At 48.5% G+C, this 23,014-nt stretch carries 18 protein-coding genes; 11 read left to right on the top strand and 7 right to left on the bottom strand.

Annotated features, from left to right (window positions below):
* Positions 1–44 precede the first annotated feature (44 nt).
* Together A4E54_RS13635 and A4E54_RS13630 are read right to left on the bottom strand one after the other, a co-directional pair.
* The gene (locus A4E54_RS13635; RefSeq protein WP_240084076.1) at positions 45–1,079 is read right to left on the bottom strand and encodes a glycoside hydrolase family 130 protein; all 1,035 of its coding nucleotides are present in this window, start codon (positions 1,077–1,079) and stop codon (positions 45–47) included.
* Between the two features lie 9 nt (positions 1,080–1,088).
* Positions 1,089–3,392 (bottom strand): glycosyltransferase, encoded by a 2,304-nt coding sequence (locus A4E54_RS13630; RefSeq protein ID WP_240084077.1) that lies wholly within the window; start codon positions 3,390–3,392, stop codon positions 1,089–1,091.
* A 275-nt stretch (positions 3,393–3,667) separates the two neighbouring features.
* Between A4E54_RS13630 and A4E54_RS13625 the strand changes: the two genes are divergently transcribed.
* From A4E54_RS13625 to A4E54_RS13605, 5 genes are all read left to right on the top strand, one after another.
* Positions 3,668–6,310: a CBS domain-containing protein gene (locus tag A4E54_RS13625; RefSeq protein ID WP_240084078.1), complete on the top strand. Its 2,643-nt coding sequence runs from the start codon at positions 3,668–3,670 to the stop codon at positions 6,308–6,310.
* Positions 6,303–6,926: a site-2 protease family protein gene (locus A4E54_RS13620; RefSeq protein WP_240084079.1), complete on the top strand. Its 624-nt coding sequence runs from the start codon at positions 6,303–6,305 to the stop codon at positions 6,924–6,926. Before A4E54_RS13625 ends, A4E54_RS13620 begins: the two co-directional genes overlap by 8 nt.
* Before the next feature lie 30 nt (positions 6,927–6,956).
* Positions 6,957–7,961: a tryptophan--tRNA ligase gene (gene trpS / locus A4E54_RS13615; RefSeq protein ID WP_240084080.1), complete on the top strand. Its 1,005-nt coding sequence runs from the start codon at positions 6,957–6,959 to the stop codon at positions 7,959–7,961.
* A gap of 36 nt (positions 7,962–7,997) precedes the next feature.
* Positions 7,998–8,576, top strand: a complete 579-nt coding sequence (locus A4E54_RS13610; RefSeq protein WP_240084081.1) for a DUF2953 domain-containing protein — start codon at positions 7,998–8,000, stop codon at positions 8,574–8,576.
* A gap of 122 nt (positions 8,577–8,698) precedes the next feature.
* Positions 8,699–9,613, top strand: coding sequence for a DHH family phosphoesterase (locus tag A4E54_RS13605; RefSeq protein WP_240084082.1), 915 nt, complete (start codon positions 8,699–8,701; stop codon positions 9,611–9,613).
* 141 nt (positions 9,614–9,754) lie between these two features.
* Here the strand turns inward: A4E54_RS13605 and acsA are convergent, their stop codons facing one another.
* The 3 genes from acsA to A4E54_RS13590 all read right to left on the bottom strand — a co-directional run bounded on the left by acsA (position 9,755) and on the right by A4E54_RS13590 (position 14,196).
* The gene (gene acsA / locus A4E54_RS13600) at positions 9,755–11,476 is read right to left on the bottom strand and encodes an acetate--CoA ligase (protein ID WP_286726419.1); all 1,722 of its coding nucleotides are present in this window, start codon (positions 11,474–11,476) and stop codon (positions 9,755–9,757) included.
* A gap of 102 nt (positions 11,477–11,578) precedes the next feature.
* Positions 11,579–12,193: a GNAT family N-acetyltransferase gene (locus tag A4E54_RS13595; RefSeq protein WP_240084084.1), complete on the bottom strand. Its 615-nt coding sequence runs from the start codon at positions 12,191–12,193 to the stop codon at positions 11,579–11,581.
* 245 nt (positions 12,194–12,438) lie between these two features.
* Positions 12,439–14,196 (bottom strand): sigma-54 interaction domain-containing protein, encoded by a 1,758-nt coding sequence (locus A4E54_RS13590; RefSeq protein WP_286726418.1) that lies wholly within the window; start codon positions 14,194–14,196, stop codon positions 12,439–12,441.
* A gap of 268 nt (positions 14,197–14,464) precedes the next feature.
* Between A4E54_RS13590 and A4E54_RS13585 the strand changes: the two genes are divergently transcribed.
* From A4E54_RS13585 to ppsA, 3 genes are all read left to right on the top strand, one after another.
* On the top strand, positions 14,465–15,436 hold the full coding sequence (locus A4E54_RS13585; protein ID WP_286726417.1) for an SIR2 family protein: 972 nt from the start codon (positions 14,465–14,467) through the stop codon (positions 15,434–15,436).
* Positions 15,437–15,459: 23 nt separating this feature from the next.
* Entirely contained in the window at positions 15,460–15,777 is a 318-nt protein-coding gene (locus tag A4E54_RS13580) for an Hpt domain-containing protein (protein ID WP_240084087.1), read from the top strand.
* A 215-nt stretch (positions 15,778–15,992) separates the two neighbouring features.
* Positions 15,993–18,680, top strand: a complete 2,688-nt coding sequence (gene ppsA, locus A4E54_RS13575) for a phosphoenolpyruvate synthase (RefSeq protein WP_286726416.1) — start codon at positions 15,993–15,995, stop codon at positions 18,678–18,680.
* Positions 18,681–18,752: 72 nt separating this feature from the next.
* On the opposite strand, the gene A4E54_RS13570 is transcribed toward ppsA, so the two are convergent.
* Positions 18,753–20,369, bottom strand: coding sequence for a glycoside hydrolase family 57 protein (locus A4E54_RS13570; RefSeq protein WP_286726414.1), 1,617 nt, complete (start codon positions 20,367–20,369; stop codon positions 18,753–18,755).
* Between the two features lie 54 nt (positions 20,370–20,423).
* Positions 20,424–21,158 (bottom strand): DUF4912 domain-containing protein, encoded by a 735-nt coding sequence (locus A4E54_RS13565; RefSeq protein WP_286726413.1) that lies wholly within the window; start codon positions 21,156–21,158, stop codon positions 20,424–20,426.
* 226 nt (positions 21,159–21,384) lie between these two features.
* On the opposite strand from A4E54_RS13565, the gene A4E54_RS13560 reads away from it, so the two are divergent.
* The 3 genes from A4E54_RS13560 to trmL are packed head-to-tail and all read left to right on the top strand — an operon-like array spanning position 21,385 to position 22,964.
* Complete coding sequence (locus A4E54_RS13560; protein ID WP_240084091.1) at positions 21,385–21,816, top strand: CoA-binding protein; 432 nt, start codon at positions 21,385–21,387, stop codon at positions 21,814–21,816.
* Between the two features lie 51 nt (positions 21,817–21,867).
* Positions 21,868–22,515 carry an endonuclease III gene (gene nth, locus A4E54_RS13555; protein ID WP_240084092.1) on the top strand — a complete coding sequence of 216 codons (648 nt, stop codon included), beginning with the start codon at positions 21,868–21,870 and terminating at the stop codon, positions 22,513–22,515.
* Positions 22,506–22,964 carry a tRNA (uridine(34)/cytosine(34)/5-carboxymethylaminomethyluridine(34)-2'-O)-methyltransferase TrmL gene (gene trmL / locus A4E54_RS13550; protein WP_240084093.1) on the top strand — a complete coding sequence of 153 codons (459 nt, stop codon included), beginning with the start codon at positions 22,506–22,508 and terminating at the stop codon, positions 22,962–22,964. The genes nth and trmL overlap by 10 nt, the downstream gene beginning before the upstream one ends.
* Positions 22,965–23,014 lie beyond the last annotated feature (50 nt).

Here is a 23,014-nt window from a genome sequence, read left to right as displayed (position 1 = left end):
CAGCCGTTTGCCGCGCGTTCGGCAGGGGGAGGCAAAGCCGTATTTTACTCCGGTGCGTCCGCTTTAATATTATCCGTCATCCGGCGTACCGGCCTTTCGCCGTATTTGACGAGCCAGTCCAGGATTTGGCTGATATTGCCTATCGCCACGGCGATTGAAGTGTCGGCGGCCCCGTAATACAGCCGGAGTTCGCCGGTTTTTTCGTTTAGCGTGTAACCGCACGGGAAAACCACGTTATTAACGTCACCAACCAATTCATAAGAAGCCTTTGGCCCAAAGATCCATTCCTTGCTGCGGGAGATAATCCGTTTCGGATTTTCCAGGTCCAATAGGGCGACTCCGATGCGGTAGATGCATCCTGCCGCTGTATTGCGCACACCGTGATAGAAGAGCAGCCAACCCTCTTTAGTTTCTATGGGAGGTGTCGAAAGGCCGATCTTATTGGCATCCCACCATGAGCCCATGCGTGCTTTGATTAATGGAGTAGTCGAGGTCCATGTTTTTAGATTGTTGGAATATGATAGCCAGATGTGAGAGCCGGCGTAGATATCGATGGCGTGGGCAGTTTCCGGACGATGCACCAATAACCAGTTTCCGCCAATTCTGCGGGGAAAAATACACGCGTCTTTATCGTGCGGGAGAGTGATGTTGCCGATTTTTTCGAACGTGACAAAGTCTTTTGTCATGGCCATCGATACAAGCGGCCCGCTGGTGGAAAACGCCGTGTAAGTAATAGCGTATTGCTCCAGCTCAGGCACGTAAATTATCCTCGGGTCCTCAATTCCCCACATTTCTTCCGGGAAAATATCCGGTTCGGGAACCAGGGCGGGATTTGGGTCAATATGCCAGCCGGTCAACCCGTCATCACTGCGGATAACGTTTAAAAAAGAAACCCCGCGCCGGCTTTCCACCCTGGCCAGTAAAACTGTTTCGCCGCTCGGCAATTTGACGGCGCCCGGATTAAAAACCGAGTTGACCGGATAAGGCCAGTCATCCGCTGTAACGATCGGATTGCCGCTATACCTGTGAAATAATTCGCCGTTAATGAATTGTTCTTGTCTAGCCGTGATGATCTCCACCGTTCCTGTCTAATTTTGATTTTTTATTATTCCCCGTTTTTCCTTGTTGCCGATAGCCTTGCGTATTTTTGTTTCTTTTAAGGCGGTAACCGCGAGGGCGAAACTAATAACAGATTCAGCCCCGCTGTTGCTATTGCTGCCTGAGGCGTGCAGACCGTCAAGAGGATAATCATAATTGGCATTATAAACCGGCACTCCCAGACGGTTATTGCCGAAAAACCAATTGAAAGCTTTTGTTGCCAGCGTACGGTATTCTTCTTTACGGGTCAGACGCAAAGCTTCGCAATATGCTTCCACCAGATAGCCAATCTCAATTGGCTGCTGATCGAAACAAGCTCTTTTAGCTCCTTTATACAGCCAGCCCTTGTTGCCTATTAAATCAAAGCAAGTACCGTCATACTGGATGTTTGTGAGGAAATCCAAGGATTCCAAAGCTGTATCCAGGTATCTTTTATCTTTAAAAACATTATATGCCAGCATCAAAGAATAGGGCACTTTGGCGTTACCATAAGTGACGGCATGCTCAAACCAGTGCCAGTTCGTGCTCTTGTTGGTTTCGTAGAGTTCTATCAGATAATCCGCTCCGGACCGGAGCAAGCCTGCTGCTTTTAACGACTCCGGATATTTATGAAGATAACCGTATAAACCGCAGATAGCGTAAGCCAGTGCTTTAGGGAAGTCTGACAGCGGCCGGTCCGGCGGCAGGCGGTCTATGGCCCGGTCAAATATGTCTCTGGCAAACAAGGTGATCGACTGGTCGCCGCTCCAGGCAATGGCGCTGCCCAAGCCCGCAAGAACCCGGCCGAAGGTGTCTTCGCTGCCGACTTCATCCAGATACCTCCGGTCATAGCTGACAAAGTTGTGAAACCTGCCGTCTTCTATCTGAACGTAGTGAAGAAAAGATAGATACTTTTGGGCCAAACGATATTCACCGGAGAAGTTATTGTCAATATGATTGACGGCGCGAGCCCACCTTATTATTACTTCCAGCGCCCGGCCGGCGTCGTCGGCGGAATAACCGTGCTTTAAGTCCGGTATTCCATGCAAGGTAAATTGAAACATGCCGGTGTCGTCGGTGATGCGCTCAAACATATTCAGTATTTTATGGTTACCCAGGTTGTCCAGGCTGCCTTTGCGAATCGCGCTTACTCTTTTTATCACTTTCAGTGAATGTTCCTTGCACACTTCTCTGAATAAGGCGTGGTACTTTTCCGACACCCTGGACCAAATCATTTCACGTCCGTAAGCGTATGACGAAGAGCTCATTTCATTCAGGTATTCTCTTTTGGAGAGCAGCTCGTTCAGGGTATCGGCCAGGGCTTTAGGATTGCTGAAAGGCACCAGGCGGCCGCGCCCATCCGCCAGCAGTTCTCTGGCATACCAATAAGGGGTTGAGACAACAACTTTGCCGAGTCCAACCGCGTAAGCCAGGGTGCCGCTGGTAATTTGCTCCGGTGAAAGATATGGGGTTATATAGATATTTGCGCCGCTGATATACCTGAACAGTTCTTCATTGGAAAAAAACTTGTCAATGAACATCACATTATTTTCCAGTGAATGGTCGCGAACAATTTTCTGCAGGCTTTCCCGGTAGCTTTCCCCGTGGATCCTGGCAACTTCCGGGTGGGTTTTGCCAAGAATAATGTATATTACTTCGGGATGCTCCCGCACCACGCCGGGCAGGGCTTCCAGCACCATTTCGACGCCTTTGCCGGGGCTGAGCAAACCAAAAGTGAGGAGCACAAACCTGCCTTCAACACCCATCTCCGCTTTAAAATTATCCGGGTCCGAAAAAGGCAGATCCGGCACGCCATGCGGAATCATCACTATCTTTTCAGGAGGTACGTAATATACTTCCTGGAGAATTTCTATAGCCTTGTGGCTCATTACCACCAGGCGGTCGGAATGCTGAATGACCTCCATGAGTGACGTATAATAGCCCAGGTTGGGATCTTGCAGCACTGTGTGAACGGTGGTTACCACCGGTTTTTTTAACTTCTCCAGCAGCTTGGTGATCAAACGTCCTTCCGGACCGCCGAACAAGCCGAATTCATGCTGCAGGTTGACCACGTGCAAATCCGAAGAGTTGATATGTTCCGCCGCCCTGGCATAATCGGAAGCTTTGTTTCTGTCAAAAACAAAATCGACTTCAGAGGGAAAATTACGGTTCAACTGGTCGTCTACGGCAATGACTCGTCCCTTATTGGCAAATGAGTTTTGATAAGAATGAAATAGATTTTGTGTGAATGTGGCGATTCCGCATTTTTTGGGAACATAGGAACTGATAAAACATGGGTTGATATCCCTTTTCATTAATTATTCACCCCGCTTCTCATCATTATGTTCCAATAGTTCCATAAAGACCAACGCAGTTAATTTTACCTCTTTATAATTTATTTAGTATCTATATAAATTATATAATAATTCAGTCAATAATACAACGAGTTGATAATAAGAGTATCGTTTGCAATAAATTCTTACATAGCGGATATAGTAGTTGCGTGGCGCTTTTTTTGAATCAGAGGGTATGATATAATATTGTTCATGTTATTTAACCTGGGAGTAGTATATTATGGCGGAGGGCAGCAGTGGAGATAATCACCACCCATGTAAATACTGACCTGGACGCGTTAGCGTCAATGGTTGCCGCCCGGAAGCTTTACCCAGACGCTGTAATGGTCTTTCCCGGCAATCTGTCCAGGAGTGTGGAAGCTTTCATGGCTTTACACAGGGACGCTCTTGACATAAAATCTGCCAGGGATATTAAGCCGGATCCGGTTGAACGGGTGATCTTGGTGGATACCAAATCTCCCGGAAGACTGGCCAATCTGGCAGTTCTTCTTGAGAGGCCGGGAGTGGAAATACATATATACGACCACCACCCCAGAGAAACCGGTGATATATCGGGCACGGTCGAGGTGGTGGAAATGATCGGGGCCGCCACCACCTTGCTGGTGGAAAAGATCAGGGAGCGTGGACTGAAGGTCACCCCGCTGGAAGCGACCATTCTAGCCCTGGGTATTTACCAGGACACCGGTTCGCTTGTTTTTTCCAGCACAACGGCCAGAGATGTGGACGCAGTATCCTATTTGCTCACTAATGGAGCGAATCTGGCTGTTGTGGCTGATTTCCTCGACCGGCCGTTTACCGCGGACCAGCGCGTACTGCTAAGGGACCTGCTTTCTTCAGCGGAACATATTCAGGTCAACGGGGTAAAATTATTAATCGCCAAGGGGAATGTCGATGAATTTGTCGGCGGTCTTGCCGTCTTAACACATAAGCTTGCTGATTTTGAACGGCCGGACGCTGTTTTTACCGTGGTGGAGATGGATGACCGGGTTCATGTAGTCGCCCGGAGCAGTGTGCCGGAAGTGAATGTTAGAGAAATACTGGCTGTTCTCGGCGGGCGTGGCCATAACGCCGCGGCCTCGGTCTCAATAAAAAAAGCCGGTGTGGAGGAAGTAACCGGCCGGCTAATGGATGCTATCCGGGCAAGAGTAAAACCGCCGGTGACAGCGGCAGCCATAATGAACAGCCCGGTGAAGACAATTACTCCGGAAACAGTGGTAAATGAAGCGGAAAAAGTCATGCTGCGTTACGGCCATACCGGCTTGCCGGTGGTAAGAGACGATCGGCTGGTAGGAATAGTCTCGCGCCGTGATGTGGAAAAAGCGGCTCATCACGGCCTCGGACACGCCCCTGTTAAGGCTTTTATGACCACCAGTCTGGTGTCTGTCGGTCCCGAAACGCCGGCTTCGGTGGTGCGTGATTTGATGATCGAACATGATATTGGAAGGCTTCCGGTAATCGAAAATGGAAGGCTGGTAGGGATCGTCACCCGCACGGATGTTTTGCGCACCCTGCACGGCGGCGGTGAGCCGGGCCGTAACCAGACAGTCAAAACAGGCCGGACCCGGGCAATGTCCCCCGTGAACATAAGGGAATTGATGTACAGCAGCCTGCCGGCTGGGTACGTGGAGATATTAAAGTGGGCGAGTGAAACAGCCTCGGCTATGGGAGCCAGGGTGTACGCCGCCGGCGGCATAGTCCGCGACCTGCTCCTGGGCATGGAATGCCTGGATATTGATCTGGTGGTGGAAGGGGACGGCATTGAGCTGGCGCGAACCCTCAGCAGGGAGCGTCAGGGGCGGTTGCGTGAACATCCTCAGTTCGGCACGGCGAAAATATTGTTTCCAAACGGCAAACAGGTAGATGTCACCACGTCAAGGGTGGAGTTTTATCAATACCCGGCGGCCATGCCCCAGGTAGAGGCGTCATCACTGCACCAGGATCTTTACCGCCGCGACTTTACCATCAACGCAATGGCGGTTTCGCTTAATAAAGAAAGCTTTGGCGACGTGGTCGACTTCTTCGGCGGCCGGGAAGACTTGGAACGCGGTCTTATCCGGGTGCTGCACAATTTGAGCTTCATCGAAGATCCCGTGCGTATTCTGAGGGCGGTGAGATTTGAAAAGCGCTATTATATGAATGTGGAATCCCATACTCTCAAATTGGCGAAGGAAGCAATCAGCAATAAAATGCCGGCCAGGGTGTCCGCGGAACGAATTTGGGAGGAACTGCGTCATGTCTTTCTGGAACCGAGGCCGGGCCCGGTGCTGGCCCGTTATATAGAGCTGCGGTTATGGCGCTTTTTGTTTCCGGGCGTTGAGCCTCAGCGGGTGCGTCCGGTCCTCGGGGAAATCGCGCGGTCGGTGAGAACATTGCGCTCCTGGGATGTAGCGGAGCCCGGCGATATATGGATGGTCTATTTTTTAGCGGTGCTTCATATTTCCGACTGGACCGTTGCGGCAGCGGTTTGCGGACGCTACCATTTAAGCAAACGACAGACGAATAAAGTGGCGGCGGCGCTGGGCGGCTGGCGCAATTTGTCGAAAAACCTGCAAGAACCTTTTGAAATTACTCTGAGTGAACTGGCCAGACAGGTGAAGTCATTGCCTGTGGAAATTTATCCGCTGATTTTGTGCTATCTCACCAAAAACTCTGCCAGAAAACGCTTCCAGCATGTGCTTGCCGCCATATGCAGCAATAAGCTTTCCATTAACGGCAAGGACCTGCGGCTGCTCGGATATAAGCCCGGGCCGCAATTCAATAAGGCTATGGAAGCGCTGTGGCAGGCCCGCCTGGACGGAGCGATACGCACCAGGCAGGAAGAATTGAATTACGTTAAGGAGTATCTTGCGGAATCCGGAGGAGAGATGGAAATTGTTTAATTTGCCTAGTTTGCATACTGTTGCCTTAATGCTGCCGGCCATCGTCCTGGGCTTGACTCTCCACGAGTTTGCCCATGGCTGGATGGCTGACCGGCTAGGTGACCGGACCGCCCGTCACATGGGGCGCCTCACGGTTAACCCGGCGGCTCATATTGATCCAATCGGTCTGCTTCTTTTGTTTTTCATGGGTTTCGGCTGGGCTAAACCGGTACCCGTCAACCCATATAATTTGAAGCTTGATCCAAGACAGGGCATGCTGCTGGTGGCCCTGGCCGGCCCGGCGACGAACATGTTGCTGGCCGTTATTTCCGCAATTGCCTCCGGCGCTCTGGCCGGTCTGAATTTGCCTTATTTCGGGGGAATCATGCTGTATATGATCCATATCAACGTGGTTTTGGCAGTATTTAATTTAATCCCGATCCCGCCGCTGGACGGCTCGAAGATCCTGGCCGGCATTCTGCCGGGACGGCAGGGCTGGTTGGACCAATTTGAGCAATACGGGACAATAATATTGATAGTACTTGTTTTTACCGGGTTGATTGGGGTTGTTTTCAATGTTGTAATCGAACCGATTGATAGGGTGTTGTTTGCTCTAGGAGGGTTATCCACAAGGTAATATTGTAAGAGGGAAAGGGAGATGTGAAGAATGTCAAAAGGAATAATTGTCAGCGGCATGCGCCCAACGGGCAAGCTCCACCTTGGCCACCTGTATGTTTTGGAAAACTGGGTCAGGCTGCAGAAAGAGTATGACTGCCATTATTTTGTCGCTGACTGGCATGCTCTCAGCACGTCATTTGAAGATAACTCTTCTATGCGTGATAATACAAGGGAAATGGTGACGGACTGGCTGGCGGCGGGAATGGATCCGGAAAAAAGCGTGATTTTTGTCCAGTCGGATATAATGGAGCACGCTGAACTGCACTTGATTTTTTCCATGATCACGCCCTTGTCGTGGCTGGAGCGGGTGCCGACCTTCAAAGACCAGGTGCAGCAGTTGAAAGAACAAGGGAAAGACATTAATACCTATGGCTTTCTCGGTTATCCTCTGCTCCAGGCGGCGGATATTCTCCTGTATAAGGCGGACGCGGTGCCGGTAGGGGAGGATCAGCTTCCACACCTGGAATTGTGCCGGGAAGTGGCCCGCCGGTTTAATTACCTGTATCGCCCGGTATTTCCCGAGCCGCAGGGCCTCGTGGCCAGGGTGCCTTTGCTGCCAGGTATCGACGGGCGCAAGATGAGCAAAAGTTACCATAACGATATAGTGATAGGCGCGGAGCCGGACGTGCTAAAAGAAAGGGTTAACGCCATGATTACCGATCCCGCCCGCATCCGCAAAACTGACCCCGGTCATCCGGAAGTCTGCATTGTTCACGAATATCACAACATTTACGCGTCAGACAAGCTGGCCGGGTTGGAAGAAGAATGCCGCGGCGGCAAGATTGGCTGCGTTGCCTGCAAGAAGATGCTCGCCGCGAGCATAGAGGAGGTCATGGCTCCCGTCAGGGAGCGCCGGGCGGACATATTGAAGCGGCCGGGTTATATCGATGATATTCTCGCGGAAGGCGCCCGGAAGGCCAAAGCCAAGTCGGCGGAGACCATGAAAGAAGTAAGGGAGGTCGTGTCCGGCATTAAGAACAACTCTCACAATTAGCAATTGTGCATAGTCCCGGGAAGTCGTGGAAAAATAATGCAGAGGTGGGGTCGGGTGGGCAAGGTGTTCCTTGTTTTCTTGATGTTTTTAATCCTTCTTCTGCTTTTTCTTTCCCTGACCGTTGTGCGGGTGCAGGTGAATTATGCCAGGCGGGGAAAGGATGATCAGTTTACCGTGAAGTTTTCCACATGGCGTGGGCTGGTTCATTATAGCTTTGAGCTTCCCAGGATAAAAGTCAAAAAGGAAAAAGCAATATCACCGCCGAAGTGGTTAGGCATCGCATCCAGATTTTTTAAGCCTTTGCGTATAAACAGCGCCATTATTTTCTATCTGCTGGAGAAAGTCCGTTTGCGGCGGTTAACCTGGCGCACGGAGATTGGGACAGGCGATCCCGCGCAGACCGGGCTTCTGGCTGGCGTGATATGGGGGTTGAAAGGGTTGATATTCGCCGCCTGCAACCGTTTGCTTGCCCCCGGCGGCGCCGGGCCGGTGGTGGAGATTCGGCCAAGTTTTGATAGAGCTTGCTTTAATATGGCATTTAACTGCGTTTTAGATGTGCGGCTCGGTCATATTTTTATTACCGGTTTAAAGTATCTAAAAATAAAGCGCAAGTAATCAGGTGTTATGCTTTGCCTGAATACTTATCCCGCCGAAAATCCTTGTCTTGCCTGGGAGGAAATGTTTCTTTCTTGCAGAATTTTTACTAAAATTAAACATTATGTCGAGGTGAAATAATTGTGAGGTTATTGACTCGCTCAGATTTCGACGGGTTGGCATGCGCGGTTCTTTTAAAAGATGCGGGTATAATCGACGACAGGGCATTCGTCCACCCAAAAGATATACAAGACGGCATGATCAAAGTGACGGAAAACGATGTGCTGGCCAATGTGCCTTTCGATGCAGGCTGCGGCTTGTGGTTTGACCATCACTCCAGCGAGGAAGAGAGACTGGCATTAAAAAACAAGTACAAGGGAGACAGCCGCCCGGCGCCCAGCGCGGCAAGAGTAATATATGATTATTACGGCGGCAAAGAGAAGTTCGGGCACTTGGAAGAAATGATGTCTGCCGTTGACAAGTCGGATTCCGGCCAGTTTACCGCTGATGAGATATTAAATCCAAAAGGCTGGGTGCTGCTCTCTTTTATCATGGACCCGCGCACCGGCCTTGGTCGTTTCAGGGATTGCCGGATCAGCAATTACCAGCTTATGGACGACATGATCGACTACTGCCGGAAAATGTCAATAGATGAGATCCTGAAAGTGCCTGACGTACTGGAAAGAATTAAACAGTTTGAAGAACAGAGCGGGAAGTTCAAGGATATGCTGAAAAAGTATACAAATACAGACGGCAAGGTAATTATTACGGATCTCCGGGGTGTTGCCCCGATATACAGCGGCAACAGGTTTTTGATTTATGTTCTTTATCCGGAGCAAAACATTTCAATTTGGGTCGTTGACGGAAAGAATAAACAAAATTGTGTCTTTGCCGTTGGTCGCAGCATTATCAACAGAAGTTCCAAAACAGACGTTGGTTCGCTTATGTTAAAGTACGGCGGAGGCGGCCACAAGACGGTGGGAACTTGCCAGGTACCTTATCAAGAGGCCGGTAAAGTACTGGGAGAGCTGGTTGCTAGCATGAAAAAAGACGGTTAACTAACGGATTGGTTTACCGGATGCAGAGAAAGTTTTGGAGCACATGACCAATTAAGAAGAAAAGCGGAGGTCGCCACCGTACGGTGGAACCTCCGTTTAACATATAATCAAGCAGTTACGCGCATGCTTGATTCTTTATTGTTAGTCATCCAGTGTGGACAAATCTCCGACCGGTAAACCCATTTCCTGAGCTTTTAGAACCCGGCGCATGATTTTCCCGCTGCGGGTTTTCGGCAGCTTGTCCCGCACTTCGATTTCTTTTGGCGCGGCGTGAGCGGCCAGACCTAATTTGACGAATTGCTTGAGTTCTTTATCAAGCTCATCACTCCAGGTATAACCAGGCGCCAATGCGATAAACGCCTTGATGATGTTACCGCGCACCTCATCCGGCTTGCCGATAACGCCGGCCTCGGCCACTGCCGGGTGTTCAACCAATTTGCTTTCCACTTCGAAGGGGCCGACCCTTTCCCCGGCGGTTTTAATCACGTCGTCGTTCCTGCCCTGGAACCAGATATAACCGTCTTCGTCCATAAAAGCCTGGTCTCCTGAAACATACCAGGGATCGTTTTGGAAATACTCGTTATACTTTTCAGGGTTTTTCCAAATCTCCACCATCATGCCCGGCCAGCCTTTTTTCAAGGACAGGTTGCCCATTTGCATCGGGGGCAGGACATTCCCCTCGTCATCGGTAATGGCGGCTTCCACGCCGGGAATCGGTTTGCACATCGAGCCGACCCGGATTGGTTCGCACGCATAGCAGCAGACCATATTTACGCCGGTTTCAGTCATGAACCAGGTTTCGTGAATACGCACGTCGAAAACCCTCTTGGCCCAAATGATCACTTCCGGGTTTAAGGGTTCGCCCACGCTGGTGATATGCCTGAGGCTGGACAGATTGTATTTTTTAACAACTTCGTCCCCGGCTGCCGCCAGCATTCTGAAGGCGGTAGGAGCGCTGTACCATACTGTCACACCGTATTTTTCCAGAGTGGCATACCAGTCTTCGGCACTAAAGCGGCCGCCTCTGATGATCGTAGCTTTGCCTACCAGCCAGGGTCCCCATACTGAATAGGAAACACCCGTGACCCAGCCCGGGTCGGCGGTGCACCAGAAAACATCGTTTTCCTGCACGTCATGGGCGATTCTCATGGTAAAGTACTGGCCGACCATAATATTGTGGGTATGCAATACCCCCTTGGGTTTCCCGGTAGAGCCCGAGGTGTAAAGCAGGAACATCGGGTCTTCTCTGGTCAGCCAAACCGGTGTAAAATCTGCGGAAGCCTCAGCCATTTCCTTTTCGTAAGAAACTTCAAGAGACTCCAAGTTGTTCTCATCGGCTCCAATGACGATCACGTGCTTCAAGTTGGGCAATTCATCTTTTTTAATTCTGCTTTTTTGTCCGACGGTAGTGACAATGGCCACAGCCTCGCTGTCCAGCATGCGGTCTTTGACGGCTTCTTCCATGAAAGCTTCAAAGAGCGGTCCGGCGATAGCGCCCGTTTTTACGATACCGGCGAAAGCTATTAACATCTCCGGGCTCCTGGGGATAAAAAGAAACACCCGGTCACCCTTTTTGATTCCCAGCTTGGTCAGGACGTTGGCAAACTTGTTGGTCTGCTCTTTTAGTTGGGCAAAGGTAACTGTTACTTCTTTCTCAGTGTCACTATAAAGTATCGCAGCGTCATTGCCTTTATTCTTTTCGTCTACCCACCGGTCAATGGCTTCGTAGGCGATGTTTACTTTGCCGGTAGTATACCAGCTGAATTCTTTTTCAACGTTTTCCCAGGAGAAATTCTTGCAAAACTCCTCATAGTTCTCCATATTGTGTTTGCCTGGCGACGGCGGTAGTACTTCATAATCCATTTATTTCCCCTCCAATTGTTAAGATGTTGTATTGTAAAAAGGCCGTAAAAGTTCACCTCCTGGCGGCCTTAAGCTTTTTTTCGTAGTATTGGTACGGACACTTTAACCCAGTCTTTTCCTGGCCCGCGGCCGGAAACGGAACGGCACGGTGATTGTGTGCACCAGATTTATGGCCATTTCCCGGAAAATATCTTCCATTGTTTTAAGTGAGTATGTCTGATTAAGCCGGTATGGATGGTAGAGGATGTTGATTCCTGATTTGCTTACCACCGGGTCCAGAGAGAAAAAATCAAGCGCAATGGGAATGCAGCCTTGTTTAAGAAAGAATGATTTTCTTTTTTGGTAATTTTCTTTTTGACGGCATATTTCAAGAACGTGGCCGGCGCATTGCGGGTAATGTTTCTTTAATAAATCCATCATGTGACCGTATAGCTGAGTGCCGACACCTTGGTTGCGATAGCCCTCCAGCACAACCAAAGCCTCAATAAATCCAACCTGGTTCTTGGGGAAATAATAGAATATGGCAAAACCGAGCAGCTCTCCTAAACAATCAGCGTAGATAATGTGGGCTCTGACCTGATCGTTTTCATTGGCCTGCAGCTTGCTGATCAGAGAATTTATTTCTTTGATTGAATAGTTAAAGGTTTCCCTGCAACATTCGATAACCTTACTGAAATAAATAGAATCAAGGTTGTGCAATTCAAGGAACTTGTACATGTTCGTCCCCCTCCCTGGTTCCTTATGTCCCCATGTCCCTTGTGTTATTAATGCAATTACTGTGCCACTAATAACAGTGAAGAAAAAGCCCCGTATTTAAGGGATCTGTGTTTATGATTATCTCAGTGGGAGGTAGGAAAATGAAAAAAACTGCCTGCAATAATTGCAGGCAGTTGCAAATTAATTAGTCATGCATGAGTATTTTTCAGCAATTTGGAGTGGCGCTTGTTTAAGGAAGTGATGATTTAAGCCAACCCGTGTTTTTCCATTTTGTAATACAAACTCCTGACGGCAATGCCGAGCAGGTTGGCGGCTTTTGTTTTATTGCCGTTAGTCCTTTGCAGGGTTTCCAGCAAAATATTTTTTTCGGTCATATCCAGCATGTTGCCGAGGCTTCCTTCCCAATGGATCTCTGTTGCCGGTTTGGGAAAACGGTTGTCTGCTGTTGAACGCTGCATAGACGTTCTTTTGATAATGAATTCCGGAACATGTCTCGATAAAATAATTTCTTCGTTTTTATCCATTTTGATGATTGTTCTTCCCACCATATTTTCGAGTTCTCTAATATTGCCCGGCCAATCGTAATTCATCAGTATTTTGAAAACAGCCGGGGATATTTTAGAGATTTTTCGTTTATACTCATGTTCAAGTTTTTTAACCAGGTGGGTTGTCAATAAGGGTATATCATCTTTGCGGACCCTGAGCGGCGGCACGAAAATCGGCACAACATTCAGCCGGTAATACAAATCTTCACGAAAAGTACCTTCGCTGATCCTCTGTTCCAGATTAGCGTTGGTAGCGGCGATTATCCGTACGTTTACAGGTATCGGCCTGGTGCCGCCCACCCTGATGATCTCTTTTTCCTGCAGCACTCTGAGAATTTTTGCCTGCAAAGCGAGGTTCATATCACCGATTTCATCAAGAAAAATCGTGCCGTCGCTTGCATCCTCAAAGTAACCCTTTTTACCGCCCCGGATAGCCCCGGTGAAAGCCCCTTCTTCGTATCCGAACAACTCGCTTTCCAACAATGACTCGGCAATTGCCACGCAGTTGACCCTGACAAAAGGTCCCTTGCTTCTGCCGCTGACATTGTGAATGGCATGGGCGAATAACTCTTTGCCGGTGCCGCTCTCTCCCCGCAAAAGCACGGTGGCGGGAGTGTCGGAAGCGTGTCTGGCCTGGGCTATGGCCGCCTGAATCGGCTCACTATTGCCAATAATGTCGTCAAAAGTATATTTGGCCTGCAAGCGCCGGATTAATTTTTTGACATTAGCCAATTCTTCCGACAAGTGCATTATTTCCGTAATATCATGTATTACCCCGACACTTCCCCGCAGTATGCCGTCCATAATTATTGGAGCTACGTTTACCACGACTTCTTTTTTCATCGGCCCCATTTTAAGCCTGACCCCGCGCACCAGCTGCCTGGTTTGCAGCACCTTCAGGTGCATGCTTTCCCCTTCGGTCACCGCTACCGAAGCAGGTTTGTTGATCACGTCCGCCTCCGTGAGACCGGTAATTTTCGTGTAGGCGGGGTTGATTAAAATACCGTTTCCTTTTTCGTTGACCACTGTTATAGCGTCTTCAGTCGCGTAAAGAATGGCTTCCAGCAGGGACCTTGTTTCTTTTAATTCTGCAACCTGCCTCTCCAGGCTTCTTAATGAAGTGATATCGCCCATGATTGCTGCCGCGCCGGTTATTTTTCCTTGCCTGTCTTTCAGTGGGATAAAGCTTGCAACAATGGTGAGATCTCCGCTCTGCAATTGGTGGTTAAGCTCGGCAGTGCCTGTTTGCAGCACGGTCTGCAGCATTTGTGGCAGGGCGGGAACCGGAAAATCGTCTGCCAACGGTTTGCCCAGCACGTCGGCCGCCTTTAAGCCGGTGGTTTTCTCAGCCGCCTGATTGAATAAAGTAACCATGCAGGTTTTGTTTACCGCAACTAGAGCATCGTTAGAAGCGTCAAGAATTGCTTCATATGTCGCATGAGTGTTTTTACTTTGCATGGGATCACCTCGCAGATATTTATTCTACAATTGTGTGAAAGATCCTGCATGGTTTTCTGTTAAATGATGATATTACTCCACATAAGTGCACCAATCCCGGGCCAGGCTATTCACGAGATTCTTTCATGACTGTCCTGAACAAATATATTGCAACGGATTCAATTGAACTGAGTTAGAATATGAGATTTCACTCCGTGGCACAAATTCGGCAATTATGGGTTATAATGAATATATCATTAAATATCATTTATTATTTAGGAGATTTCTTGTGAATACTGTTTACGTTTTTGGAGCGGGAGCGTCGGCCGCGGAGGGCGCGCCGGTGCTGCACGATTTTCTCAAAATAGCCTTTAAGTTTTTTAAGGAAGAGCATTATAGTACTGAGCTGGATGTTGTTTGGGAGTTTCTTGAGCATTTTAATGGTTCCGGGGAGGTACTAAGCCATTCCGGTGAACTTGAAGATTTTCCCGGCTTGGAAGAAATATTCAATATTGTTGACTGGTCCCTGCTGCAAAACCAGGCGTTTTCAATCAGGTTTCCGAGACCGCGGTTGCATGAACTGAAAACGGCTTTGGTAAAATTAATCAGCATGACTCTTGACAAGTCACTTCCCTCATACAACGGCATGCATCAGTCTTTTGTGGCTGAGGTAATCAGGGGTGGGGAAGAGATCCCGACTTTCATCTCTCTTAATTACGATATTGTTCTTGACAATGCCATCCGAGCCACCGGTTATGAACCGGAATACGGTTTCTATGGCAACCATCTGAATCACATGGATCATTGCCGGAAAATACCTCTCTACAAGCTGCACGGTTCCTTGAACTGGTCATTTTGTCCCCTTTGCGGAGAAATTTCCGAACATAATGAAAAAGTTGCGCACCTCCTCTTCAAAGACAAGTATTCAATTGCCTGCCTGAACTGCGGGAGTGATAGTTCTCAGGCAATAATTATTGCTCCGACTCTTTATAAATCTTATAATATCAGCAGATTGCAGAATGTTTGGGATTGCGCGGTAAAGTCCATAAGCCTGTCCGACCGGTTGGTTTTTGTCGGTTATTCGCTTGCTCCGGCTGATACTTCAATAATAACGACGATAAAAAGGGCGCTTAACATAATAAATAAAGAGCGTGAGATAGTGGTAATCAACCCGAATGAACAGGCATGCCGCAGGTATAAGCAGATCTTTGGAAAGAACTGCCGGGTGCTGTGCCATAAATTTACCGGGGAGCATATATAAAATATGAAAGGAAATAAAAGACCTTGAATAATGAATTTAATAAAAAGATTATTGTGCGTGTGGATAAGGACCTTGCTGAAATTATTCCAGTTTTTCTGGAGAACAGGCAGAAAGACTGCAAATCTATAAAGGAGGCTTTAGAAAAGGGGGATTATGAGACCATCCGGATTTTAGGCCACAGTATGAAAGGAGTTGGCGGCGGCTATGGCTTTGACGCCGTCACTGATTTAGGAGCCTCCATAGAACAAGCCGCAAAGAATAAGGATGCCGCGGAAATAAACAATCTGATTGATGAATTGATGACATACCTTGACCGGGTTGAGGTTGTTTTCGTAGATTAGTAGATTAAATATTATTATGGTTATGGATGGGTTTAATTAGGGATTTCTAGTATTCCCTGTCAAATCGAGGCGCAGGATGCGTATGTATACCGCGCCTTTTTTATTTTGGCATTTGTCGTCAAAATAATCTAAGGAAGGAATTGCTGGAGTTTAAGGGTGGAAGAATATGATTACCTGATTGATTCGGACATCTAATAATAGGGTGGTAAATGTGTATGAATCCATATGTGCTTGATTTTCAGGAGATCGATAAAACAAAGCTCATAGTGGCCGGAGGTAAAGGCGCCAATCTGGGGGAACTATCCAGGATTGAGGGAATAAGGGTGCCGGAAGGCTTTTGTGTCACCACCGAAGCGTATAAAAGAATAATTGGGCATAACGAGGAGTTTCATGCACTGCTGGAGCAACTGTCGTTAATAAAGTTGGAAGATCGGGAAAGAATTACTGAAATCAGCGGAAAGATTCGCGGGGTTATCGAAAGGATATCCATTGCAAAGGATATAGAAGAAGAGGTCGCGCGCCATCTCTTAAAGCTTGGGGGAAAAAACGCCTATGCCGTACGTTCCAGCGCCACGGCCGAGGACCTGCCCCTGGCCTCCTTTGCCGGGCAGCAGGACACCTATTTAAATATCAAAGGAAAAGATGCCATCCTGCAGCATATCAGCAAGTGCTGGGCCTCGCTGTTTACCGACCGGGCAGTGATCTACCGCATGCAAAACGGCTTCGAGCACCGCAAGGTCTATCTGGCTGTGGTCATCCAGCGCATGGTTTTCCCAGAGGCGGCGGGGATTATGTTTACCGCCGATCCTGTCACATCAAACAGGAAGGTGCTGTCCATCGACGCCAGCTTCGGGCTTGGCGAGGCGCTGGTCTCCGGCTTGGTGAATGCCGATATCTACAAAGTGCGGGAAGGCAGGATCGTGAATAAGAAAATATCCAGCAAGAAACTGGCCGTCTATGCGTTAAAAGAAGGCGGCATTGAGGAACGGGAGATCGACGCCGAACAGCAGAACAGGCAGACGCTGACCGATGAGCAGATTTTGCAGCTTGAAGAGCTGGGCCGAAGGATCGAGGCCTATTTTGCCTGCCCGCAGGACATTGAATGGTGCATTAGCCGGGGACATTCCTCCGGCCCCGGAGCCAGTCTCCCAGATGAGGTCCGTCCCCTTTCATCCAGACATGAGTTTTATATTGTGCAGAGCCGCCCCATCACCACCTTATACCCCATACCGGAAGTGAACGATGAGAAAAACCATGTGTTTATGTCTCTGGGCCACCAGCAGATGATGACGGAAGCCATAAAACCATTAGGTATTTCTTTTTTTCAGTTATTGGGGTCTGATGAGGTCCCCATGGGTCAGGCCGGCGGAAGGCTGTTCTTCGATTTGGCCCATGATTTAGCTTCTCCTCTGGGGCGAAAGATAGTACTCGGCACTATGGGCAGAAATGACCCTCTTACGCATAACGCTATCTTGAGTCTAATGAAGCGGAAGGATTTTATAAAATCATTGGCGCGCGGAAAGAGATACATCAGGATGGGTACAGAGTATTTCTCCTGGGCGCTACCCATTCAGGCTATAAAGATCTACCGCCAAAACGACCCGGCCGTAGTGCAAACGCTAATGTCTCGCCATGAGGCGTCTATCAGAGAGCTGCGGCGCAGGATCGCAGGCCTGTCTGGAGATGAACTGTTTGCCTTTATTATAGAGGATCATAAGGAACTAAAGGAAATTATGTATAATGCACGAAGCCTGGCTGTAATTATGGTCGGGTTATATGCCGCAAACTGGATCAATAAGAAAATGGAAAAGTGGCTGGGTGAAAAGAGTGCAGCTGACACCCTTTCCCAATCGGTAGCCAACAATGTCACGTCCGAAATGGGGTTGGCCTTATTGGATGTAGCGGATACAGTCCGGCAATATCCCGCAGTGATGGAATATTTTCATCATGCCCATGACAAGACCTTTTTTGAGGATTTGGCCTCACTGGAAGGCGGCGATGCTGTCAGCGGCTCCATGCGGGATTTTCTTGATAAATACGGCATGCGCTGTTCCGGAGAGATCGATATCACCAGGCCGCGCTGGAGTGAGCGGCCGACCGCGCTTGTGCCTATGATTCTCAGCAATATCAAAAACTTTGCGCCGGATGCTCATAGGGCCATTTTCGAGAAGAGACGGCTGGAAGCAGAGCTTAAGGAGCGGGACCTGTTAAGACGCCTGAAGCGGCTGCCCGGCGGCAGACAAAAGGTTAAAAAGTCAAAGCGGATGATTAGCATTTTGCGCAATCTCATCGGCTACCGGGAATATCCCAAATACACTTTCATTCAACGTTACCATATTTATAAACAGGCCCTGCTGAAGGAGGCTGCTTTGCTGGTGCGAAAGAGTGTCATTAGAAAAGAGGAGGATATCTATTATCTTACCTATCAGGAACTCCGGGAAGTTGTCCGCACCAATAAGCTGGATTACCACATTATTAACAGCAGAAAAGAGGCGTACGAGGCATATGAAAAACTGACCCCGCCCCGGATGATGACATCAGAGGGCGAAGTGATATCCGGTGAATATGACACCAGCAATATCCCCCAGGGTGCCTTGGCAGGCGTACCGGTTTCAAGCGGCGTCATTGAGGGGCGCGCGCGGGTCGTTTTAAAAATGGAAGACGCTCATATGGAAGAAAATGATATTCTGGTCACTGCGTTCACTGATCCCAGTTGGACCCCGCTGTTTGTATCCATCAAAGGTTTGGTAATCGAAGTTGGGGGACTGATGACCCATGGCGCCGTTATTGCGCGGGAATACGGCATTCCGGCAGTTGTGGGCGTGGAAAACGCCACGAAGCTGATCAAAGACGGACAGAAAATCCGGGTGAACGGTACGGAAGGGTATGTGGCAACACTGTAACAAAATCAAAATGAATCTAGGTAAACGGCACGGAAGGGTATGGCGAATCCTATAACCTGTGCCGTTTACTTTTTATAATGAAGCAGCTTTGGGAAGCTCGTTTGTGTTGGTGTACCAGCTATAATCAAGGTCCGGGAAAATATTGTTTCTGTATTCCAGGTTGCCAAGGTATCCTTCGTCAATACAATTACCTTTAATTTCTTTTTGCAGCCGGAAAAAATTCAACAAGTGATTTTTGGTGCGTTTGACGGCATATTCAACCATGGTCCCGGTACTCATGATGAAGGCCCAATCGCTGCTTTGCGCCAGAAGAAGTTCGCGGGCCGCCTGATTTAACGCCCGCCGGTACAACCCTCCGGCATTGCTGTGTTGACTGGCGAGTGATATCATCATTTCGGACGCCATGTGCAAGTGCCGGTAGATCCAATCATTGGAACCGCACAGCCATACTTCGTGATAGCCTTTGTTGCCCCAGCTGGAAGAACAAGGTGTGGCCACCTGATTGCAGGGAAAATTCCGCAGGTAGTCGCTTGGTGTGGCCATTTCAACGACATCCTGATCGAAGGCTGTTTTACGGATGAGATAATCAAGCCATTTAGGCCCTTCAAACCACCAGTGCCCAAAAAGCTCGGCGTCGTAAGGCGCTACAATGATGGGCGGCCTGTCCATCAAATTGGATAGGTGGTATATTTGATGCTGACGGTTAAACATAAAGTTGCCCGCGTGTAAAGCTGCTTTTTCATCAGCCTGCCTGGGATTATAAGGCTGTTTTTGACTTAAATCCACCTTGCCGGTAATTTTGTAATATTTAATGCCGGTGTGAACCCTGATCCCGTCCGGGTGGATGTAAGGGCCAATATAATCAAGTCCGAGGTCGAAGCCAATGTCCCGGTAGAATTCGCGGTAGTCAAAGTCGCCGGGGTAGCCCTCCTGAGTGCTCCAGACTTGTTTGGATGATTCAATATCCCTGCCGAAGGCGGCAACTCCGGACGGACAATATATCGGCGCGAAAATACCAAAACGCGGTCTGTGTGAAGCGTAGAGCACCCCGTGCGAGTCGGTGAAGAAGAATTTTAAGCCGCATTCTTTTAATATTTCGTCAAGGCCGGGAGCAAAAGCGCATTCAGGCAGCCAGACTCCCGCCGGCGGCCGGCCCAAATGGCGGGTGTGCAAGTCAACGGCGGTTTTGATCTGGCCCCTGATCGCCTCCGGATAAATCATCATAAACGGCAAATAGCCGTGCGTGGCCGCGCAGGTGATGATTTCAATTCTTCCTTGGTCTTGGAAATTTTTAAAAGCAGTAACTAAATTGCGGTTATAGCGGTCACAAAAAGTAAACATAGCCTCGTGGAAGCGTTTTTTGTACATTAGCGCGGTCTCGTGGAAGGGGCCGCCGTATGTGCGGCCTTCCTCTTTATCCGCCAGTTCGATAAGTTTTTCTAAATGCCGAACATAACGCTCCTGGAGGAGCGGGTCTGTAAACATTGAGATTAGGGTTGGAGATAGAGTTAGGGTTACCCTGAACTTGACATTATCTTCAATAAGTCGTTCAAAAACTTGAATTAATGGAATATATGTTTCTGTGATAGCTTCGTAAAGCCATTTTTCCTCCAAGAAATTTTCATGTTCAGGGTGGCGTACAAAAGGCAGGTGCGCGTGCAATACTAAACAAAGATAACCTCTGGGCATTGATATGCTCCTTTCACATTTAACGATATTCGTACATGAAATAGTTTTTTTATTTTATTTTTCCTGTTTAAAACCCGGTGAGCTTATGCCAAGGGGTAAGCCAGCCGAGCGCATGGCCAGTTCTTCGACAATCATTGGTGAACCGACGCCAAATTGAAACTTGCCGATAGTACGGTACAGACCTTCAATCCACATCCATTCTTCGTCCAGGCGATCGGAAAGAGAAGCCCGCGGAGTGGTGACAGCGTTGGATCTCAATAAAGTAATAAAACGGCCGTCCGGAAACATTCTGCCCAGGTCCACGCAGAATGAACGGTCTGGTTCCCCCACCTGAACGTACCAGTTATCTGTGCTTTCACTAATATGGATGTCTGTATAGCCGAGCGCGTTTTTACCGTTGAAGTCGATACCTGTTATATCATATACTCTTAAAACCGGGTGTGTTGCCGACCATGCCTCCGGCCCGTAATGATTAGCAAATTCATCTTGTTTGGTTGCGGTGAGCTCCCAATAAGCAAAAAGCCAGTGCGGATCGCGTGCGAGAAGAACCATCCTGTCTATACCGTAATAATGAGGCAGTTCAGGCTCCGGTAGACACTGGAGTTGCTGCGCGGATAAATCAGCCGGTGGTAGACTCAACCCTTCGGCAAACTCCTCATTAAACAAAGGAGGCGACGGGTTTTCATATTCATTTTTTTTGACGCTGCGGCTGCGTCTTAATGGCCATAAAAAAATAACTGCCGCTGCCAGTATTACAACTAAAAAAAGCAATGGAAACAAAACATTCATTGATTTTTGTCCCCCCATTAAAAATAATAAGCCTTGCAAAAGCTTTGTAACATTATAAAATTAATCTGAAAGCTTTTTTTATTATTACCCGGATGAAAAAGGTTTATTTACGATCTTTAAAGCTTAAAATAATTTTTAAATTACAATTTAGCATAAGCAATGGCAATTGTTGCAGAGCTTGTGCCAAAGTCTTGGCGACATTAAAAATCAAGGGGGGGGCTGTTTTTTGCCTTTCAACTCAATTGAAAAAGAAATTAAAGAACTGTTAAAGAATAGCCGCTGTATTGCTGTAGTTGGCTTATCCGATAAACCGGAGCGGGACAGTTACAAAGTAGCTAAATACTTGCAGGAGCACGGCTACCGGATCATTCCTGTCAACCCTTCTTTAAAGAATGATGTGCTTGGTGAAAAACCATATCCTTCTCTAAAGGATGTGCCTGGAAATGTGGAAATTGTGAATATCTTCAGGCGCAGCGAAGATGTGCCCGCGATTGTGCAGGAAGCGCTTTTATTAAAACCGAAGGCTATTTGGATGCAGTTGGGCGTGTCCAATATAGATGCGGCTGAACAGGCGAATAAAGAAAATGTGTTAGTAGTGATGAATAGATGCATTAAAATCGCTCACGGGCTTTTATTGGGGAAAAATCAGCAGCAGTGACATTAAGCAGGGTGGAATTTTAGCAAAAGCTTACTGGAAAAGGTTTGCGCGATGAAAAAAAAAGATAAAATTAATAAGATCTTGGATATCCTGGCAGAAGTTTATCCTGACGCGGGTACCGCTTTGGTTTATAAAACACCTTTTGAGTTAATGGTAGCTGTTATCCTATCCGCTCAATGTACTGACAAGCAGGTAAACCGGGTTACCGCCAGGCTGTTCAGTAAATATAACACGCCGCAGGAATTCGCGGCGTTGTCTCCCGGAGAACTCGCGGAGGAAATCAAAGGATGCGGACTATACCGCCATAAAAGCAGGTATATTATAGAAGCTTCCCGTGAACTGGTAAAACGTTATGGCGGCTCAGTACCGCGGAGCAGAAGTGAACTAGAGTCGCTCCCTGGAGTGGGGAGTAAAACCGCTGGAGTAATATCAGGGGTGATTTACGGGGGGAGCGCGCTGCCGGTGGACACTCATGTCCACCGTATCGCCCGTCGCCTGGGTTTGTCAAGAGCAGGCAATCCCGCCAAGGTGGAGGAAGAACTGGCCGTTCATATTCCGCCTCGGCAGCGTATGGCGGCACACCATCGCTTGATCGCCCACGGCCGGAAAGTTTGTACGGCAAGGAAGCCGTCTTGCGGCAACTGCTGTTTGGCGGAATTCTGTCAGTATCAGCCAAAGGAGGAACGCTCTTGCATATAGTGCTGGTGGAGCCGGAAATACCGGCCAACACGGGCAATATAGCCCGGACCTGCGCCGCGACGGGGACTGCTTTACATCTTGTCCGTCCGCTGGGGTTTTCGACAGAAGACAAGTACTTGAAACGTGCCGGTCTGGATTACTGGCATCTGGTGGATATCTTTTATTACGACAGCTTTGAGGAGTTTACCGCAAACTGCCGCGACCGGAGGTTTTACCTGTCTACCACGAAGGCGCCGCGTTATTATACCGAAGTTTCTTATGAGCCGGATTCCGCGTTGGTCTTTGGCAAGGAAACAAAGGGGCTTTCGGCGGAAATCCTCAACGCATATCCGGAAAGTCAAATTCGCATCCCCATGATCGGTGAAGCCAGATCTCTCAATCTTGGCAACTCGGTCGCGGTAGTATTGTACGAGGCACTAAGACAGCAAGGTTTTAAAGGGTTAAAGTAATAGCCGGAGACAGGAGTCAGAATAAGGAATGGTGTTTGTCCCGAAATATT

Source organism: Pelotomaculum sp. PtaB.Bin117, from assembly GCF_002067195.1.
GTDB classification, from domain to species: domain Bacteria; phylum Bacillota; class Desulfotomaculia; order Desulfotomaculales; family Pelotomaculaceae; genus Pelotomaculum_D; species Pelotomaculum_D terephthalicicum.
This window is presented reverse-complemented; position numbering and strand designations above follow the sequence as displayed.

Bases quoted from the DNA above. Each gene is read 5' to 3' on its own strand.
- nth (WP_240084092.1), top strand. From the start codon at position 21,868: ATGAAAAAAAAAGATAAAATTAATAAGATCTTGGATATCCTGGCAGAA.
- A4E54_RS13595 (WP_240084084.1), bottom strand. From the start codon at position 12,193: ATGTACAAGTTCCTTGAATTGCACAACCTTGATTCTATTTATTTCAGT.
- acsA (WP_286726419.1), bottom strand. From the start codon at position 11,476: ATGGATTATGAAGTACTACCGCCGTCGCCAGGCAAACACAATATGGAG.
- A4E54_RS13565 (WP_286726413.1), bottom strand. From the start codon at position 21,158: ATGAATGTTTTGTTTCCATTGCTTTTTTTAGTTGTAATACTGGCAGCG.
- A4E54_RS13570 (WP_286726414.1), bottom strand. From the start codon at position 20,369: ATGCCCAGAGGTTATCTTTGTTTAGTATTGCACGCGCACCTGCCTTTT.
- A4E54_RS13590 (WP_286726418.1), bottom strand. From the start codon at position 14,196: ATGCAAAGTAAAAACACTCATGCGACATATGAAGCAATTCTTGACGCT.
- ppsA (WP_286726416.1), top strand. From the start codon at position 15,993: ATGAATCCATATGTGCTTGATTTTCAGGAGATCGATAAAACAAAGCTC.
- trpS (WP_240084080.1), top strand. From the start codon at position 6,957: ATGTCAAAAGGAATAATTGTCAGCGGCATGCGCCCAACGGGCAAGCTC.
- A4E54_RS13630 (WP_240084077.1), bottom strand. From the start codon at position 3,392: ATGAAAAGGGATATCAACCCATGTTTTATCAGTTCCTATGTTCCCAAA.
- A4E54_RS13610 (WP_240084081.1), top strand. From the start codon at position 7,998: ATGCAGAGGTGGGGTCGGGTGGGCAAGGTGTTCCTTGTTTTCTTGATG.